Origin of the sequence: Pedobacter rhizosphaerae (assembly GCF_900111155.1) — a bacterium.
Lineage (GTDB): Bacteria > Bacteroidota > Bacteroidia > Sphingobacteriales > Sphingobacteriaceae > Pedobacter > Pedobacter rhizosphaerae.
Map to the genome: position 1 here is coordinate 1 of NZ_FOGG01000019.1, position 17,309 is coordinate 17,309.

Annotated in this window: 13 protein-coding genes, 1 tRNA gene and 1 pseudogene; 14 read left to right on the forward strand and 1 reads right to left on the reverse strand. The window is 37.7% G+C overall.

All coding sequences use genetic code 11. The features are described 5' to 3' along the window. From BMX11_RS15185 to BMX11_RS15220, 7 genes and pseudogenes are all read left to right on the forward strand, one after another. A pseudogene (locus BMX11_RS15185) lies at positions 1–282 on the forward strand (hypothetical protein); the annotation flags it as partial. Positions 283–443: 161 nt separating this feature from the next. Next, positions 444–1,454, forward strand: coding sequence for a bestrophin family protein (locus BMX11_RS15190; protein WP_090885752.1), 1,011 nt, complete (start codon positions 444–446; stop codon positions 1,452–1,454). An 81-nt stretch (positions 1,455–1,535) separates the two neighbouring features. Beyond that, positions 1,536–2,003, forward strand: coding sequence for a hypothetical protein (locus BMX11_RS15195; protein WP_090885754.1), 468 nt, complete (start codon positions 1,536–1,538; stop codon positions 2,001–2,003). A gap of 396 nt (positions 2,004–2,399) precedes the next feature. Further along, positions 2,400–3,194: a uroporphyrinogen-III C-methyltransferase gene (gene cobA, locus BMX11_RS15200; RefSeq protein WP_090885757.1), complete on the forward strand. Its 795-nt coding sequence runs from the start codon at positions 2,400–2,402 to the stop codon at positions 3,192–3,194. Positions 3,195–3,569: 375 nt separating this feature from the next. Then, positions 3,570–4,982, forward strand: coding sequence for a glycogen synthase (locus BMX11_RS15210; protein ID WP_090885761.1), 1,413 nt, complete (start codon positions 3,570–3,572; stop codon positions 4,980–4,982). A gap of 8 nt (positions 4,983–4,990) precedes the next feature. Continuing rightward, positions 4,991–6,259: a glucose-1-phosphate adenylyltransferase gene (locus tag BMX11_RS15215; RefSeq protein WP_090885763.1), complete on the forward strand. Its 1,269-nt coding sequence runs from the start codon at positions 4,991–4,993 to the stop codon at positions 6,257–6,259. Between the two features lie 337 nt (positions 6,260–6,596). Further along, complete coding sequence (locus tag BMX11_RS15220) at positions 6,597–8,381, forward strand: glycoside hydrolase family 15 protein (RefSeq protein ID WP_175474575.1); 1,785 nt, start codon at positions 6,597–6,599, stop codon at positions 8,379–8,381. A 42-nt stretch (positions 8,382–8,423) separates the two neighbouring features. On the opposite strand, the gene BMX11_RS15225 is transcribed toward BMX11_RS15220, so the two are convergent. After that, complete coding sequence (locus BMX11_RS15225; protein ID WP_090885767.1) at positions 8,424–10,628, reverse strand: bifunctional alpha,alpha-trehalose-phosphate synthase (UDP-forming)/trehalose-phosphatase; 2,205 nt, start codon at positions 10,626–10,628, stop codon at positions 8,424–8,426. A 339-nt stretch (positions 10,629–10,967) separates the two neighbouring features. Between BMX11_RS15225 and BMX11_RS15230 the strand changes: the two genes are divergently transcribed. The 7 genes from BMX11_RS15230 (at position 10,968) to BMX11_RS15260 (ending at position 17,122) form a co-directional block, all read left to right on the forward strand. Further along, on the forward strand, positions 10,968–11,765 hold the full coding sequence (locus BMX11_RS15230) for a helical backbone metal receptor (protein ID WP_090885769.1): 798 nt from the start codon (positions 10,968–10,970) through the stop codon (positions 11,763–11,765). A 56-nt stretch (positions 11,766–11,821) separates the two neighbouring features. Further along, positions 11,822–12,124, forward strand: a complete 303-nt coding sequence (locus BMX11_RS15235; RefSeq protein WP_090885771.1) for a lipoprotein — start codon at positions 11,822–11,824, stop codon at positions 12,122–12,124. A 203-nt stretch (positions 12,125–12,327) separates the two neighbouring features. Next, positions 12,328–12,409 (forward strand) — tRNA-Leu (locus BMX11_RS15240). A gap of 137 nt (positions 12,410–12,546) precedes the next feature. Further along, on the forward strand, positions 12,547–13,896 hold the full coding sequence (gene tig / locus BMX11_RS15245; protein ID WP_090885773.1) for a trigger factor: 1,350 nt from the start codon (positions 12,547–12,549) through the stop codon (positions 13,894–13,896). 339 nt (positions 13,897–14,235) lie between these two features. After that, the gene (gene clpP / locus BMX11_RS15250) at positions 14,236–14,943 is read left to right on the forward strand and encodes an ATP-dependent Clp endopeptidase proteolytic subunit ClpP (protein ID WP_090885775.1); all 708 of its coding nucleotides are present in this window, start codon (positions 14,236–14,238) and stop codon (positions 14,941–14,943) included. Next, a complete protein-coding gene (gene clpX / locus BMX11_RS15255) occupies positions 14,927–16,165 on the forward strand; it encodes an ATP-dependent Clp protease ATP-binding subunit ClpX (protein WP_090885777.1) in 1,239 nt (412 codons plus the stop codon). The genes clpP and clpX overlap by 17 nt, the downstream gene beginning before the upstream one ends. Positions 16,166–16,258: 93 nt before the next feature. Continuing rightward, positions 16,259–17,122, forward strand: a complete 864-nt coding sequence (locus BMX11_RS15260) for an AMP nucleosidase (protein WP_175474576.1) — start codon at positions 16,259–16,261, stop codon at positions 17,120–17,122. Positions 17,123–17,309: the final 187 nt, after the last annotated feature.

A 17,309-nucleotide genomic window follows, 5' to 3' on the forward strand; every position in this document is an offset into this window, starting at 1 on the left:
AGATATATGGTAAAACTGGATGAAATGATGAGAACCCGGTTGCGGATTGTTCTGTGGAAACAATGGAAGAGTATAAAGGGTAGAGCAAGAAACCTGATGGAAATGGGCATAGGGAAATCAAGGGCTTACCAATTAGCCAATACCCGCAAGGGATATTGCAGGACTGCAAACAGCCCAATACTACTTACAACTCTGGACAAAAAGTTCTTCACTGGTCTGGGATTAGATGGATTCGCTAATTATTACTATTGGAAAACGACACACCAAACGAAGTTATTCTAGCAAACCGCTGTATACCGAACGGTACGTACAGTGGTGTGAGAGGACAGGTAGGGAACTAATCCCTATCTTCCTACTCGATTGCTGCTGAGCTATTGTTTTCAGGGTTGACCTGCTTTTTTATATATTCGCTATCTAAGCCATACACCCTATAAAACGTAAACATGCACGCTGGAAAACGATATTCCCTATCCGAATTTATTCGCTGGACAAGAAGAGACATTTATCGGTTAACGATACTGGCGATTATCCCAACGGTACTGTATCATTATTTTAAACTCACTTTCCTTTCCATTTCCTGGGTTCCAATTGCACTACTGGGTACGGCGATTTCGTTTATCATCGGATTTAAAAATAATGCAAGTTATTCCCGGTTATGGGAAGCCAGGCAGATTTATGGGGGGATAATCAATTCCAGCCGCGCTTTTGGTGTAATGATCAGAGATTTTCTGGCCTCAACAGATAAAAAAGATGAAGTAACACCAATCTTCTACCGTCATTTTGCCTGGCTTACCGCACTGCGATTTCAGTTGAGAGAGCCGCGTGCATGGGAGAATATGACCGAGCCATCCAATGTGGAGTATGCCAGACTTTATCATATTGCAGAACGAACAGATAAGTTAGAAGATATACTTTCGCAGTATCTACCTGAAGATGAATTACAATATATTTTAAAAAAGAAAAACAGGGCTACGCAAATTATGGCTTTGCAATCTGCTCACATTAATAAGCTCGTGGCTGATGGCGTTTTATCTGAACTGCACCTCCAGCAATTACAAATGGCCATTACAGCCTTCTATGAGCATCAGGGTAGAGCGGAAAGAATTAAAAATTTTCCCTATCCGCGAAATTTCTCATCCATTGCCACCATTATGCTCAATCTTTTTGTGGTACTGGTACCCTATGGCTTGTTAAATGAATTTAATAAACTCGGTAACGGAACATTGATTGAAGGATACTCTATCTGGTTGAATATTCCTTTTGCAATTCTGCTTACCTGGGTTTTTGATACTCTAGATACAGTGGGAGAGAGTTCCTCCAACCCTTTCGAAGGGAGTTCTAATGATGTTCCAATTACCAACATCTCCAGAACAATTGAAATTGATATGAGAGATATGCTGGATGAGGAAAATCTACCCCAGCCAATTATTGCTGAAAACAGTATATTGATGTAATTGTTGTATTATGGAAAATCTTATATTTTTTCATCCTTGATACGTATTAAATTGAAAGATTTACCTTAAAAAAAATAATTTATGAAAAGAAATCTCCTTTATCTCGCTATCGTATCCATTCCATTTGCTGTAGCTTGCAATCAATCTGAAAAGAAGGCTGATACGGCCAATGAAAAAGATTCTATCTTAAATACTACTTGTTACCAGGCGGGTTTCGAAAAAGACAGTGCCAGTTTGAAGGTTAATAATCTGGAATCTGGTAAAATTACTGGCAACCTGACCATAAATTACGATGGTAAGCCGAAAAATGATGGTGTTATTACTGGTAAATTTAGTGGCGACACCTTACTGGTAGATTATCAGTTTAAAACAGGTGAAGATACTGTTCGCGTTTACACCAATCCTTTAGCATTCCTGAAGAAGGATGGTAAGTTAATTATGGGGGTTGGTCAAATCGAAACCACACTAGGTCGGTCTTACTTTGTGAAAGGAAAACCAATTAATTACGAAGCAGGAAAATTTGTATTTGCAGAAACTACTTGCAAATAGATTATCAGACAGGTAAAAATTAGGGGGATATACAGAACGTTTATCCCTTTTTTTTATTACCATTTCGCTTGCTTCATTTGCTATGCTTCAGTACGTAGACACAAAGAATCTGGGTTAGGATAATGCTATGTTTTCCATATGGCAATCTTAGATTTTCCATGTTAATTAAATCACCTAAGGCACCTCATGTGTATGGTTTTGTAGCGTATATCAATTCCCTATTTCCCATTTATTATTCCCAAACATCCTCATTGGTGTTTTGTTTGCGCTGTTAACTATTGGACTATCAGTGTTTTATAGCAAATAAAATTTATTTTAAAATAAATTACTACAATTTCTATAGACTTTATATATTTGTATTATTAACGAATGTGAAAAGGAGCATATATTTTTGTTATGATATTAAATAAAGTAGAAAAAGCCAACATTGAACCTAAGATTACCTTAATAGGCGCAGGTCCTGGAGATCCAGATTTATTTAGTTTAAAAGGGGTGAAAGCATTAAAAACTGCAGATGTTGTTTTATACGATGCGAATGTAAATGAGGCTTTACTATGTCTTGCTCCAGATGGCATTCCGAAAGTATATGTAGGTAAACGCAGTGATGATGAGTCGTTTTCGCAAGAAGCTGTTAATAAATTAATTGTTGATTATGCTTTAAATTACGGTCACGTAGTACGTTTAAAAAGCGGAGATCCTTTTTTCTTTGCCAAAGGCTATGAGGAAATCGATGCGGCAGAATCGTACAGTATCCCTACAGAAATTATCCCTGGTATTTCTAGCGCCACAGGAGCACCAAGCTTGCAAAAAATACCAATGATTTATAAAGATCTGAGCGAGAGTTTTTGGGCTGTTACAGGTACCAACAGTAAAGGGGAGATTTCGGAGGATTTATACATTGCTGCTAAAACGAAAGCTACCATTGTTGTTTTAAACGGAATTGAAAAGGTACGTGAAATTGCAGCTATCTTCCAGGCAGAAAATAAAGGCCTTCTTCCGGTTGCCGTAATCCAAAATGGTTCGTCGCCAAATGAAAAAATTGCGGTTGGCACTGTTGAAACTATTGCTGAAGTGGTAGAAGATAAACGCATTCATGCACCTGCACTTTTAGTCTTTGGAGACGTAGTTTCGTTGCATCCTCAATTTCAACCCATTCGCGATTTTTATGAAACCATCGCCAATGAATACTAAGTGAATTTCCTAAACTGAAATCATATATTTGTTTTGTTGTAAACCGCCGGCGAAAGCCAGGCGGTTTTTTTGTTTAGAGGTTGGTTCTGCTTAGAAGAGACCTTTGGTATATAAGCCTGATGGAAACGGCAGCCGCCAGATTCCGTATTTTTATCTTTTAAAATGATCTTCCTGGCGCTACAGTGTACAGCAGGACTGCAGTACCCTAACTGCTTTGGTATTAACTTTCTAATAAAAATAGCCAAACTAAATCGATTCAAATACACTGAAAGCACTTCTTTTGGTGCATTAAATAACACCAAAAATAAATTATCCTTTATTTGCAAAGAACAAAACAATTAGTAACTTAAGGGGGTTATCTACACCAAATATTTAATGGAAATAATACATATAAGTGCCGAGTGTTACCCTGTTGCTAAAGTTGGTGGTTTAGCTGATGTAGTAGGGGCCTTACCAAAATACCAGAATAAATTAAGCCATTTTGCTAAAGTGGTTGTGCCTGCCTATGATACAAAGTTTGTACGCGAAAGTGAATTCGAGGTAACTTATGATGCCTGGGCAAATTATGGGAACAACCATTTTCAGTATCGGATATTAAAAGAAAAAACCAATAAGCTAGGTTTTGATTTATATATTGTTCATATACAAGGCCTAACAGATAGGCCAAATGTATATGGTTATCATGATGATACAGAGCGATTTATTGCTTTTCAAATTGCCACTTTAGATTGGATTGTACAATGGGAACATCGACCGGATGTAATTCATTGCCATGACCACCATACGGGGCTTGTACCTTTTATGATGACCAATTGTATTAAATATCAGCCCATTAGCAGCGTTCCTACAGTTTTAACCATTCATAATGCACAATATCAAGGTCAGTTTGGCTGGGATAAACTTTATTACCTGCCGGCTTTTGATTTATGGAAAGCTGGACTTTTAGGTTGGGAGAGGGATATTAATCCTTTGGCCTCAGCGATAAAGTGTGCCTGGAGTGTAACTACGGTATCACCGAGTTATTTATCGGAAATGATGAGCAATGCCCGAGGATTGGAAAGTTTGCTGAGGCAGGAACATGGTAAGTGTATTGGGATTTTGAATGGAATTGATGCTGAAGTTTGGAACCCGGAAACAGATCCGATGTTGGGCACTAATTACAGTATTAAGACATTTGAACAAGGAAAGGAGGCAAACAAAAAGGCACTTTGCAGTGTTTTTGGATTAGATGCTTCAAAACCGCTGTTCACTTTTATTGGCAGACTGGTAGATGAAAAAGGAGCTGATATATTGCCCGATATTTTTTATACTGCTTTACAACAGCATAGCGAAGAAATCAATATCTTGGTTTTAGGTTCCGGAGATCCATGGGTAGAAGGAAGATTAAACCAGTTAAAAGATATATTTAGTGCACAATACAATGCCTATATTGGATACAATGAACAGGTATCTCATGAAATATATGCCAGTGCCGATTTTCTTTTAATGCCTTCTAGAGTGGAGCCTTGCGGCTTAAATCAACTTTATGCACTCAGATATGGAACTGTGCCTATCGTTCGCAGGGTAGGTGGGCTAAGAGATACGGTAATAGATATTGGCGACAATGGCTTTGGGATTTGCCATGATCAAACCAGTATATGGGATGTAACCCATGCCATAAACAGGGCAATCGAGTTTTACAATGATAAAAAGAAATTTAAAGCGGTGCGCAAGACAATGATGAAGATTGACCACTCTTGGGATAGGGCAGCGTTAAATTATATAGAATTATACCAAAAATTAAAATAAGCTTAAACATGACTGACAAAGTTTTAGGCGTTATCCTTGGCGGTGGCCAGGGCTCTAGATTATCGCCACTAACGCAAACACGCTCAAAGCCTGCAGTTCCTATTGCAGGAAAATACCGGTTGGTTGACATCCCAATTTCCAACTGTTTAAATTCCGGTATTCACCGTATGTTTGTGTTAACACAGTTCAATTCGGCATCCCTAAACAAACACATTAAAAATACATATCACTTTAGCCATTTTAGTAAGGCTTTTGTTGATATTCTGGCGGCTGAACAAACTGTACAAAACTCAGGTTGGTTTCAGGGTACAGCAGATGCCGTTAGGCAGTGTATGCACCACATTGTTTCGCATGAATTTGATTATATTTTAATTCTTTCTGGTGACCAGCTTTACCAGATGGACTTTAAAGATATGATTGAAAAGCATATTGAAGCTGAGGCTGAAATTACCATTGCAACTATTCCTGTAACTGGAAAAGATGCAACTGATTTTGGTATTCTTAAGGCTGATGATGAAAACATGATCACCTCTTTCATTGAAAAGCCGAAAACAGGACTGGAAGATTGGGTTTCAGACACCGGACCTGAAATGCAGGCTGAAGGCCGCAATTTCTTAGCTTCAATGGGAATCTACGTTTTTAACAGGCAATATCTAATTAATATCTTGAATGATAATCCTGATGAAAAAGATTTTGGAAAGGAAATATTGCCTAGAGCAATAGCCTCGAGTCGCGTATTGAGCTTTCAATATGAAGGATACTGGACCGATATTGGTAATATTTCATCATTTTTTGAGGCTAATCTTGGCCTTACAGATGAGATTCCTAAATTTAATATGTTTGATAGCAACCATACCATCTTTACAAGGGCACGTATGCTTCCGCCATCTAAGATATCAGGCACAACTTTAGAGAAAACGATTATTGCAGAAGGCTGTATCATCCAGGCGAGTAGGGTAGAACATGCCGTACTGGGTATTAGATCTAGAATTGGTCAGGATACAGTAATCACCAATGCCTATATCATGGGTAGCGATCGTTATCAAACATTAGAAGAAATAAGATGTGAAGAGGAGGCCGGGAATTCTTTGATTGGTATTGGAGATAGATGTCAAATTAACAATGCAATTATTGATAAGAATTGTCGCATCGGAAATGACGTAAAAATTAATGGTGGGCCGCACCTGGAGGATGGAGATTTTGAACTTTATGCCGTAAAGGATGGGATTGTGGTAATCAAAAAAGGTGTTACACTGCCAAGTGGCACCGTGATTTAAAATAAGTTTTTTTATTATTAACTATCAGCCAGTTTAGCTTTCGCTAGGCTGGCTTTTTTGTGTTTAAATACAGCGAAGGCAGTTTTCCAACTCGTATGCCAAGGTGTTTGTTTCATTGTATTTGGTATTCCAGTGGCCAGTAATTGAACCTGCCTGTTTTGTTGGCCATATTAACACTGAATATGCTGATGCAGTTATTTTTGTAAGAAACAAAGACAAAAAGTGCTTTTCTCTATGTTTTATATTTCTGTGGGCAATAATTTAAAAACACTCTTTTCTCCCTTCCACTCCAACATTTTTAGTTTAGGCTTGTTAAAATATAAACACATTTATAATTATGGCCGAGAAACACCTTTATGAAACCGGAATAATAGGAAATTGCTCTTTTTTAGCACATGTAAACAAAAATACAGATATCTCCTGGCTCTGTTGGCCACGGTTTGATAGCCCTTTTGTTTTTGGAAGTTTACTGGATAAAAAGAAAGGTGGAGAATTTTCGATCCTCCCACAGGGACCGTTTTCTTCACATCAGTATTATGTAGAGAATACCAATGTTTTAAGAACCGAAATTACTGCTGAAGATGGAAAATACCGCATAACAGATTTTGCTCCACGTTTTCATCTCTACGAACGCTATTTCAAACCTTTAATGCTCATTAGAAAAATTGAACCCTTAGAGGGGAATCCCCGTATTAAGGTAAAGTGCGCTCCGGTATGCGATTACGGCCAAGGGCAAATGCGATCTGTGCGGGGCAGTAACCATATAGATTATATTGGTTGTGATGAGAATATCAGGTTGAGTACCAATGCATCTGTTAATTACATTATGGATGAAAAACCTTTTGTACTTAATGATACGAAATACTTAATACTCACTTATGGCTATAATTTAGAAGCACCGGTTGTAAGTACTGCTGAAAATTTTTTAAGGGAAACGATTGCCTACTGGCGGTTATGGATTAAACACTCCTCTATCGCGGGGTTTTACCAACCCTTTGTAATTCGTTCGGCTTTGGTACTCAAGATTCATCAGTATGAAGATACGGGAGCTATTATCGCAGCGAGCACCACCAGCCTTCCCGAATCGCCGGGAAGCACACGTAACTGGGATTATCGCTACTGTTGGCTACGAGATTCTTTTTATGTACTTACCTCTTTAAATCACATCGGGCATTTTGAAGAGATGGAAAAGTATTTTAACTACATCTCCGATATCTCTTTTGCTGAAGATACGCGTTATCAACCTTTATATGGTATTGCCGGAGAACGGGATATCACAGAAATTATATTGGAGCATCTTGATGGATATCTCGGGGAACAGCCCATCAGGATTGGAAATCAGGCTTATGAACATATCCAAAACGATATTTACGGACAGGTTTTAATTTCAATGCTCCCACTGTATACTGATCATCGTTTTGTATTCTCAGAGCGAAGCGATTCGGTAAAATGGATTGAAGGGGTTTTATCGAAGATTGAAAGAACAATCGATGAAAAAGATGCGGGTATCTGGGAGTTTAGAAATATTGCGAACGTACATTGCTACAGTAATTTATTTCAATGGGCAGGTGCACAGGCAGCGTTAAAAATGGCGAAAACCATCGGTAACGAAGATTTCGAAAAGCGTGCTCAAATATTAATTGATAAAGCTGCAGCCCACATAGAAGCCTGTTATGATCCTGAACGTAAGGTTTATACCAACGCAGTAGGAAGTAAGCATCTGGATGCCAGTACTCTTCAACTGATTGTGATGAACTATCTTGATCCTGCGTCAGATCGTGCAAAAGATCACTTAAAGGGCTTGGAAGCCGAATTAAAAACAGAAGATGGTTTGTTTTATCGTTACCTGCATGCAGATGATTTTGGTAAACCCAAAACTACGTTCTTGATTTGTGCATTCTGGTATGTAGAAGCCCTGGCTTGTGTAGGAAGAACTGATGATGCGATTAAGGAGTTTGAAAATATCATCAAATATAGTAACCATTTATTGCTGTTTAGCGAGGATGTTGATGCTAAAACGGGGAGTCAGTGGGGCAACTTTCCGCAGGCATATAGCCACGTTGGGCTAATGAATGCTGCTTACAGAATAGCTATTAAACTGGATAGACCAGTGTTTCTATAAAAAAAAGGAGTTAGGTTGTTTTTCAGCCTAACTCCTTTAAACTTATTGGAGAATTTTAGTGTTTTTAACTTCAGTTTCCTCCTGCACCAGGCTACCGAGTAATTTTCTTACCTCCTTATAATCGTTAAGATAGTATTTAGCCTCCGAGATATTATTGCCCACCTTTACAGTAATGGCTGTATCTGGCAGGGCTCTAAAAATATCTTCATCTGTATGGTCATCTCCTAAGGCAATTATAAAGTCTGGATGTTTATCATAAAGCCAGTTCAGTGCAGCTTTGCCTTTGTTTACCTCCATGTTTTTAAATTCGATTACCTTATTTCCAGGCATTAACTGAAGTCCTTTATCGGCGGCTAAAATTTTGAGGTGACTCACAATCTCATTCGCCCTTAGCTCGCCTAAGCCTTCTTCCGCTTTGCGGTAGTGCCAAACAAGTGAATAGCTTTTTTCTTCAATAAAAGAGCCTGGAGTCCTGTCTGTATAAGTTTCCAGCAATGCTTTGATTTCTTGCTTCCATTGGTCTGTTAGTAGTGGAAGGCAGTTCCACTTGTCGCCATGCGTTTTCTGCCATGCACCATGCTCTGCAATAAGATCTACTTTTAGGTGGCCAAACCACTTTTCAAGCGTTTCATTTCTTCTGCCGCTAATGATAACTACAGTATTAGCCGGGTCTGCTGTAAGCCTGTTAATGATATTATAAAGTTCCTCATCAGGAGAAGCATCATCAATATTTCCGGAGAATCCAACCAAAGTACCGTCGTAGTCTAAAAATAGCACCCTATTGCTCGAATGAGCATATTTTGAGGCAATAATTTCATTGATATTGTTTACAGCGTGTTTAGTAAGTAAGGATTTCTGTGTGTCTTTCACTTCGTTTAATCTGAGGATAAAATTTTGTACCCAATGTTTTACATTAAATTTTTCTACAATGCTGCGCATGGCTTTCATGCGGCGCTGTTGTTCATCTAGCGGCATTTTTAAGGCCACTAGAATGGCCTCCATAATGTCGCCCAGGTTATTCGGGTTAACGATAAGTGCATCGGTAAGCTCTTTTGAAGCGCCGGCCATTTCACTCAAAATAAGCACACCATCGTTTTGATTTCTACTGGCGATATATTCTTTGCTTACCAGGTTCATGCCATCGCGCATAGGGGTAACCAAGCAAATGTCGGCTGTTGCATAAAGTGCAGATAATACTTCAATAGGGAAAGACCTGTAGAAGTAATTAATGGGTATCCAGTTGATTGATCTGTATTTGGCGTTAATGTTGCCAACCAGTTGATCGATTTGCTCTTTTAAATCTCTATACTGTGGAACGCTGTCTCTGGAGGGAACCACAATCATATATAACTCAATTTTACCAATATATTCCGGATGATGTTGCAGTAAAAGTTCCAGGGCTCTCAATCTTTCTAAAATGCCTTTGCTGTAATCTAATCTGTCAATAGATAAAATAAATTTCACCTCATTTTTACCAGATTTGAAATAGTCGATTTCCTTTTTAACTTCCTGAGTTGTTGTTAACCCTGAAAATTTATCAAAATCAATTCCCATAGGGAAGGCTTCCACTACAATTTGCCTGTCGCCCTTGCTCAGCACGTTGGCTGTAGAATTAACAGGTAAAAGTCGTGTAGCCGTACTGATAAAATGACGAACATCGTCATACGTATGAAAACCGATCAAATCGGCTCCAATTAGTCCGTTTAAAAGTTCCTTGCGCCAGGGAATCAGCCTGAATATTTCGTACGATGGGAAGGGTATATGTTGAAAGAAGCCTATCGTTGCAAAAGGTTGTTGTGTTCTTAATATGCAGGGAAGTAATAATAATTGGTAATCCTGTATCCAAATTCTATCATTTTTATTGAGCAGTTTCAGGGTTGTTTGTGCAAATTTATCATTCACTGATCTATAGCAATCCCAATAGCTTTGCTCGTAATGTGCATAAGTAACGAGGTAGTGAAAAACGGGCCATAGTACTTCGTTAGAAAAGCCCTCATAGTATAAATTGATTTCATCCTGTGTTAAAAAAACAGGGTAGAGATTGAGCGCTGCAAGCTTCTCTACTACTTCTTGCTGGCGATCTTCAGGAACTTCTATTCCAGGCCAACCTACCCAAATGGAATTTCCATTTTTATAAACATCACCTAATCCGGTGGCCAGGCCACCCTCACTTGGAATAAAGGTATATTCATTGTTTTCTTCAATAATTTTAACGGGTAGTCTGTTCGATATTATAACTGTTTTCATGCTTGTATATGATGTATCCACATCAATAAAAGCCTTTTAAACTTATTTTGTTTGAACTTTTTAGATTTAAAAACATTCAAATGATTAAACGTAGTTAAATAATACGGAGAATGTGGTTCTAATATTGGGTGACTGAAACAACATTTACATATAGTATCAGAAAGATTTCTTTGATGCCGCGGCTAATGGTGCCACCAATAATTGAACTCAATCTTAACAGTTTGCCTTTAGATCGGAAAAGTAACATGATCAATGCAGTTAAGTATACCTTATTGTAACTCCACTAAGTGGCGATAAATAGATTCATCTCCTTATTATTGTTTCGCTTAACTTTGTATTATGCAAAAAACTTTTGTCGATCAGATGGGTAGGGATGTGGTAATTAATTATCCGCCTAAAAAAATCATTTCGGTTGTTCCTTCTCAAACCGAACTGCTCTTTGATTTGGGGCTTGACCGGGAGATCGTTGGACTAACTAAGTTTTGCATCCATCCCATTGAAAAATTTGCAGAAAGGACGAAGGTAGGGGGGACTAAAAAGCTCAATATAGATCTAATTAAGGCTTTAGAGCCCGATTTGATTATTGGTAACAAGGAAGAAAATACGCAAGCAGACATTGAAGAACTAGCGGAGTGCTTCCCTGTTTGGATGAGCGATATTTATACCCTCGATGATGCCATGAAAACCATTGGACAGATAGGCGAGTTGGTGAATAGAGAACCTGAAGCTGCCTACCTTAACCACTTAATATCAGCAGGCTTTAGCGATCTTAAAACATTAGCCGCTCAACATCAGGTTGATAAAAAGGTTGCTTACCTCATTTGGCGTAAACCTTTTATGGCTGCTGGGAAGAATACGTTTATTGATGAGGTATTAATGATTAATGGCATGAGTAATGTTATTATGGAAAGCAGGTATCCCGAAGTTAGCTTAGCGGAACTGAAAACTGCCAATTGTGAAATGCTGTTGCTCTCTTCAGAGCCTTATCCTTTTTCAGAAAAACATATTGCTGAAATACAGCAGGAGTTACCAGACACTAAAATACAGTTAGTTGATGGCGAAATGTTCAGTTGGTATGGCAGCAGGCTGGTAAAAGCCGTACAATACTTTTTTGAATTCCAAAAGCAACTTTATTAAGTTTTTGTTGTTTCTATTTTGTAGCGTAAAGTCCAATCATCTCGTTATACTTAAGTATGAAAAAAATATTATATCTATCGTTTTTTGTGGCCGTACTTTCGGCTTGCAGCACCATGAAGAATAACTCGGGTACCACTATTAGGCTTACAGGGAAAATAGAGAAAATTGGAATGACAACTTTTCAATATGGTACCCATCTCTTAAAAGCAGATGCTAAAACCTATGCTTTAAAGAGTGCAAGCCTGAATTTAGATACTTACCTGGATAAACAAGTTACCATTAAGGGAAATAAAGTGGAGGGGTATCCGGTAGAAGGTGGACCAGAATTTATAGAAGTAACTGAGGTGAAGGAAAAATAAAAGAAGAGAAAAATTAAAAAAAGGAGAGGAGTATTTTAATAGAAAAGGCACTTTGTGCCATTTAGAATTTAAGCCGCTAAATTTTTTATAAAATCTTTCTCCTTTAAAATTAGATACTTAGCATTTTTAGTGAAAAAATATCTTGTCATACTTTTGAATTTCAAATCTAATTTCTATTTTTGCAGTCCTTAATAAATCCTACTGCGGAAGTGGCGTAATTGGTAGCCGCACCAGACTTAGGATCTGGCGCTTCACGGCGTGGGGGTTCGAGTCCCTTCTTCCGCACAATAAGATCAAGGCCGTTCCGATGTAAAATCGGGACGGTTTTCTTTTTAAGAACGGAATAGATTAAGAAATAAAATAATTTTGGTGAAGTTGAGCCTGCCTCATTTCTCATAACCAAATACTCATATCTTATAAAAATGAATATTACACAGGAAAAAACCGGCAATTTAAATGCTGTTGTAAAAATCAAAATCGCTCCTGCAGATTATACTGAAAGAGTTGATAAAGCCATTAAAGAGCAAGCGAAAAAAGCACAGTTACCAGGTTTCCGTAAAGGAATGGTTCCTGCGGCTCACATTAAAAGAATGTATGGTAAAAGTATTTTGGTTGATGAGATCAACAACCTGTTAAACGATACATTAAGTAAATACATCGCTGACGAGAAATTAGAAGTATTAGGTCAACCTCTACCTAAAACAGATGATGAAAAAGAATTTAAGTGGGATAACACAGATGAATTCGAGTTTGATTATGAGTTAGGTTTATCACCTGCTTTTGATGTAGCTATTTCATCTAAAGATAAATTCACTCAATACGTAGTTAAAGCGGATAAAGAAACTTTAGAAAGCCGTATTAAAAATATCCGTCGCAGTTACGGTAAAATGACCAACCCAGAGGTTTCTGAAGAAGGTGATGTGCTTTATGCAGACTTTACTCAATTAGCTGCTGATGGTTCTGTGTATGAAGGCGGAATTGCTAATACTGCAACTTTACGTTTAGATCAGGTAGCGGATAAGAAAATTCTTAAAACATTAGTAGGATTAAAGAAAGACGCTGAAGTAACTATCGATATTCAAAAAGCATTAGAAGATGCTGCGGTAATTGCTAAAGTGTTAAATATTTCTGAAGATGATGCTAAAGAATTGAAAGCTAACTTCAAGTTAACTGTTAAAAATATTAACCGTTTAGAAGAGGCCGATTTAAACCAGGAGTTCTTCGATAAATTATTTGGTGAAGGCGTAGTAACTGACGAAGCTGGATTCAGAGCTAAAATTACTGAAGAAGTGGAAAGCATGTTTACACAAGATGCAGATCGTAAATTATCAAACGATATTTATGAGCAGTTCTTGGCTAAACACAATTTTGAATTGCCAGATGAGTTCTTACGTCGTTGGTTAAAAGCTACAAACGAAAAGTTAACAGACGAAGAATTAGCAGAAGGTTATGATGATTTCGCTAAAAACCTTAAATGGACTTTAATCGAAAACAAAATCATTAAAGATAACAGCATCGAAATTAAATATGAAGATGTAGTTCAGGCTGCTAAGGCTAAAATCGATATGCAATTCAGAATGTATAGCCCAAGCCCGCTTCCAGAAGATCAGTTAGCGCAATATGCTGTTCAATTCTTACAGCAAAAGGAAAATGCTAATCAGGTTTTCGAAGAAGTTAAAGCACTAAAAACTTTCGAACAAATTAAATCTGTTGCTACTTTAGAGCAAAAAGAAATTGATTACGATAAGTTTATCGCTTTAGACAAGAGGTAATTCTTTAACTGACCAAATGTCAGTTTTATGGAAAGATAATAATTAAGAGCAGCCCTAGGGCTGCTCTTAATATATATGGATAATAATAATTAGTTTGGCTGAGTAAAAACACGTTAATTGTGCTAATAGCATATAAATCTAGTGGTTAGCAGAGTATGTGGAAAGTTAGTCTAATTGACTAATGTCATTTGTAATACAGATTTGTTTTACAATACCAAAGAAATAGATATATTGGCACGGAAATTAACCGAATCCAGAAAATATTTATTAAAATTATAATCCGGTTTGGTTAATGTTTCTCATAATATTTTATCCGAACCCTAAACGCAAGACAAGATTATGACTATCGACTCACAAGAATTTAGAAAATTTGCCGTTAAACATCAAGGAATTGGTGGTTTGCACGTAGATAAATTTATCGCTCAAGCCAACATGAATCCTCAAAATATGACTCCATATATCATTGAAGAACGCCAGCTGAATGTAGCTCAGATGGACGTTTTTTCTAGATTAATGATGGATCGTATTATATTTTTAGGAGATGCAATTTATGACCAGAATGCCAACATTATCCAAGCACAATTGTTGTTCTTACAATCAACTGATGCAGATAGAGACATTCAGATCTACATTAACTCTCCAGGTGGTTCAGTATACGCAGGATTAGGTATTTACGATACAATGCAGTATATTCAACCAGATGTAGCTACAATTTGTACAGGTATGGCAGCCTCAATGGGTGCTGTATTATTAGTTGCAGGGGCTAAAGGTAAACGTGCCGCACTGCCACACTCAAGAGTAATGATCCACCAACCATCAGGAGGTGCACAAGGTGTAGCATCAGATATGGAGATCAACTTAAGAGAAATGCTTAAATTGAAAAAAGAATTATACGATATCATCTCAGAGCACTCTGGCCAAACTTATGACTGGGTAGAGAAAGCTTCAGACCGCGATTACTGGATGACTGCTGATGAAGCAAAGGGTTTCGGTATGGTTGATGAGGTGTTGTCGAGAAACGTGAAAAAAGATGGCGAAACAAAATAAAGAATCACGCTGCTCATTCTGCCATTCTGGCAAGCATGAAACTTTGATGCTTATCGAGGGTATGGATGCGTTTATCTGTGATAAATGTGTAACACAGGCTAATCAACTGCTTGCACAAGAATTAGGTACTAAGAATACCAAAAATATTCAGGCAGCCATTACATTATTGAAACCTTTAGAGATTAAAAATCACTTAGATCAATATGTAATCGGACAGGATGATGCTAAGAAGGTATTGTCGGTTGCTGTTTATAACCACTATAAACGTTTGAATCAAAAAATTGATAAAGACGAGATAGAGATTGAAAAATCAAATATCATGTTGGTTGGTGAAACAGGAACAGGTAAAACGCTTTTAGCAAAAACCATTGCGAAAATTTTGCATGTTCCTTTTTGCATCTGCGATGCTACAGTGTTAACAGAAGCGGGTTATGTTGGGGAGGATGTAGAAAGTATTCTTACCCGCTTATTACAAGCAGCAGATTATGATGTTGCAGCTGCAGAACGTGGAATTGTATATATTGATGAGGTAGATAAAGTGGCGCGTAAAAGCGATAATCCATCTATCACCCGCGATGTATCAGGTGAAGGTGTACAACAGGCTTTACTGAAAATCTTAGAAGGTACAGTTGTAAACGTTCCACCTCAGGGAGGACGTAAGCACCCTGATCAAAAAATGATCCCCGTAAATACAAACAATATTTTGTTTATCTGCGGAGGAGCTTTTGATGGTATTGAACGCAAAATTGCCAATAGATTACGTACACAGGCAGTAGGCTATAAAGTTAAAAAAGATGAGACAGTTCTCGATCTTAAAAATCTTTATAAGTATATTACTCCTCAAGACTTAAAATCCTTTGGATTAATCCCGGAGCTAATCGGTCGTATACCGGTACTGTCTCACTTAAATCCTTTGGATAAAGAAACCTTAAGGAATATTCTTACCGCACCTAAAAACTCATTAATTAAGCAATATGTTAAATTATTTGCTTATGAAGATGTAGAATTGATCTTTGAAGATGATGTTTTGGATTTCGTGGTAGATAAGGCAATGGAATATAAATTGGGTGCTCGTGGATTAAGATCTATCTGTGAAGCGATCATGCTGGATGCCATGTTTGAAATACCAACGCAAGGGGATGTCAAGGAGTTGAATATCACACTCGACTACGCGATTGAAAAATTTGAAAAGGCCGACTTTAAAAAGTTGCAAGTAGCATAAAAAATCAAATCCTCTCGCGAAAGCGGGGGGATTTTTTTTAATATAATGTTTTTAACGCTTAGCGCTCAACGCTAGCTCAAAAGAGAAAATAATATGAACGAAGAAAAAGACGTAAAAAAAGATGAAAACATCGTAGAAAAAGCAAAAAGAGTTAAGGAAGTAGAAAGTCCTGTTAAATCAGGATTGAAATCAAAGGATGAAATCGTGAAAAACTGGTTGCCGCGCTACACGGGAAGAACGTTAGATCAGTTTGGTGATTATATTCTCCTAACCAATTTCAGTAAATATGTGACCATGTTTTCTGAATGGAACGATAACGCCCCGATAATGGGTTTAGATAAGCCTATGCAAAGCGTATCAGCCAATGGCATCACCATTATCAATTTTGGAATGGGGAGTCCGCTTGCTGCAACCATGATGGATTTGTTAACAGCCATTAAGCCTAAGGCCGTATTGTTCTTAGGGAAGTGTGGCGGTTTAAAGAAAAAGAATCAATTGGGTGATTTAATTCTGCCCATAGCTGCAATCAGAGGCGAAGGAACATCAAATGATTACCTTCCGGCAGAGGTGCCTGCATTGCCATCTTTCGCACTGCAAAAGGCTATTTCAACTACCATTCGTGATCACGGAAGAGATTATTGGACAGGTACCTGTTATACGACTAACCGCAGGGTTTGGGAGCATGATAAGGAATTTAAAAAATACCTGAAAAGCTTAAGAGCCATGGCTGTTGATATGGAAACTGCAACCATTTTTACTACTGGTTTTGCCAACAAAATTCCTACTGGTGCATTATTATTGGTATCAGATCAACCGATGATCCCTGAAGGTGTTAAAACTGCTGAAAGCGATAGTAGTGTTACTGAAAAGTATGTGGAAACCCACTTAAGAATCGGTATTGATTCTCTAAAACAATTGATCAATAACGGGCTTACCGTTAAACATTTGTTATTCTAATAAGACCGAACGTTAAGACGCAAAGTACACTAAGGCCATCGAGGCTTCTTGGTGTCTTCGTGTCTTGGTGGTAACATCCCCAATAAACCTATCTATAGTTAGCTATTACAGATATTGTTTGGAAATGAGGTTCTGAGCCTCCATTAGAAGTTTTAAACTATATTATTTTTTCTCTATTCTATTTTAG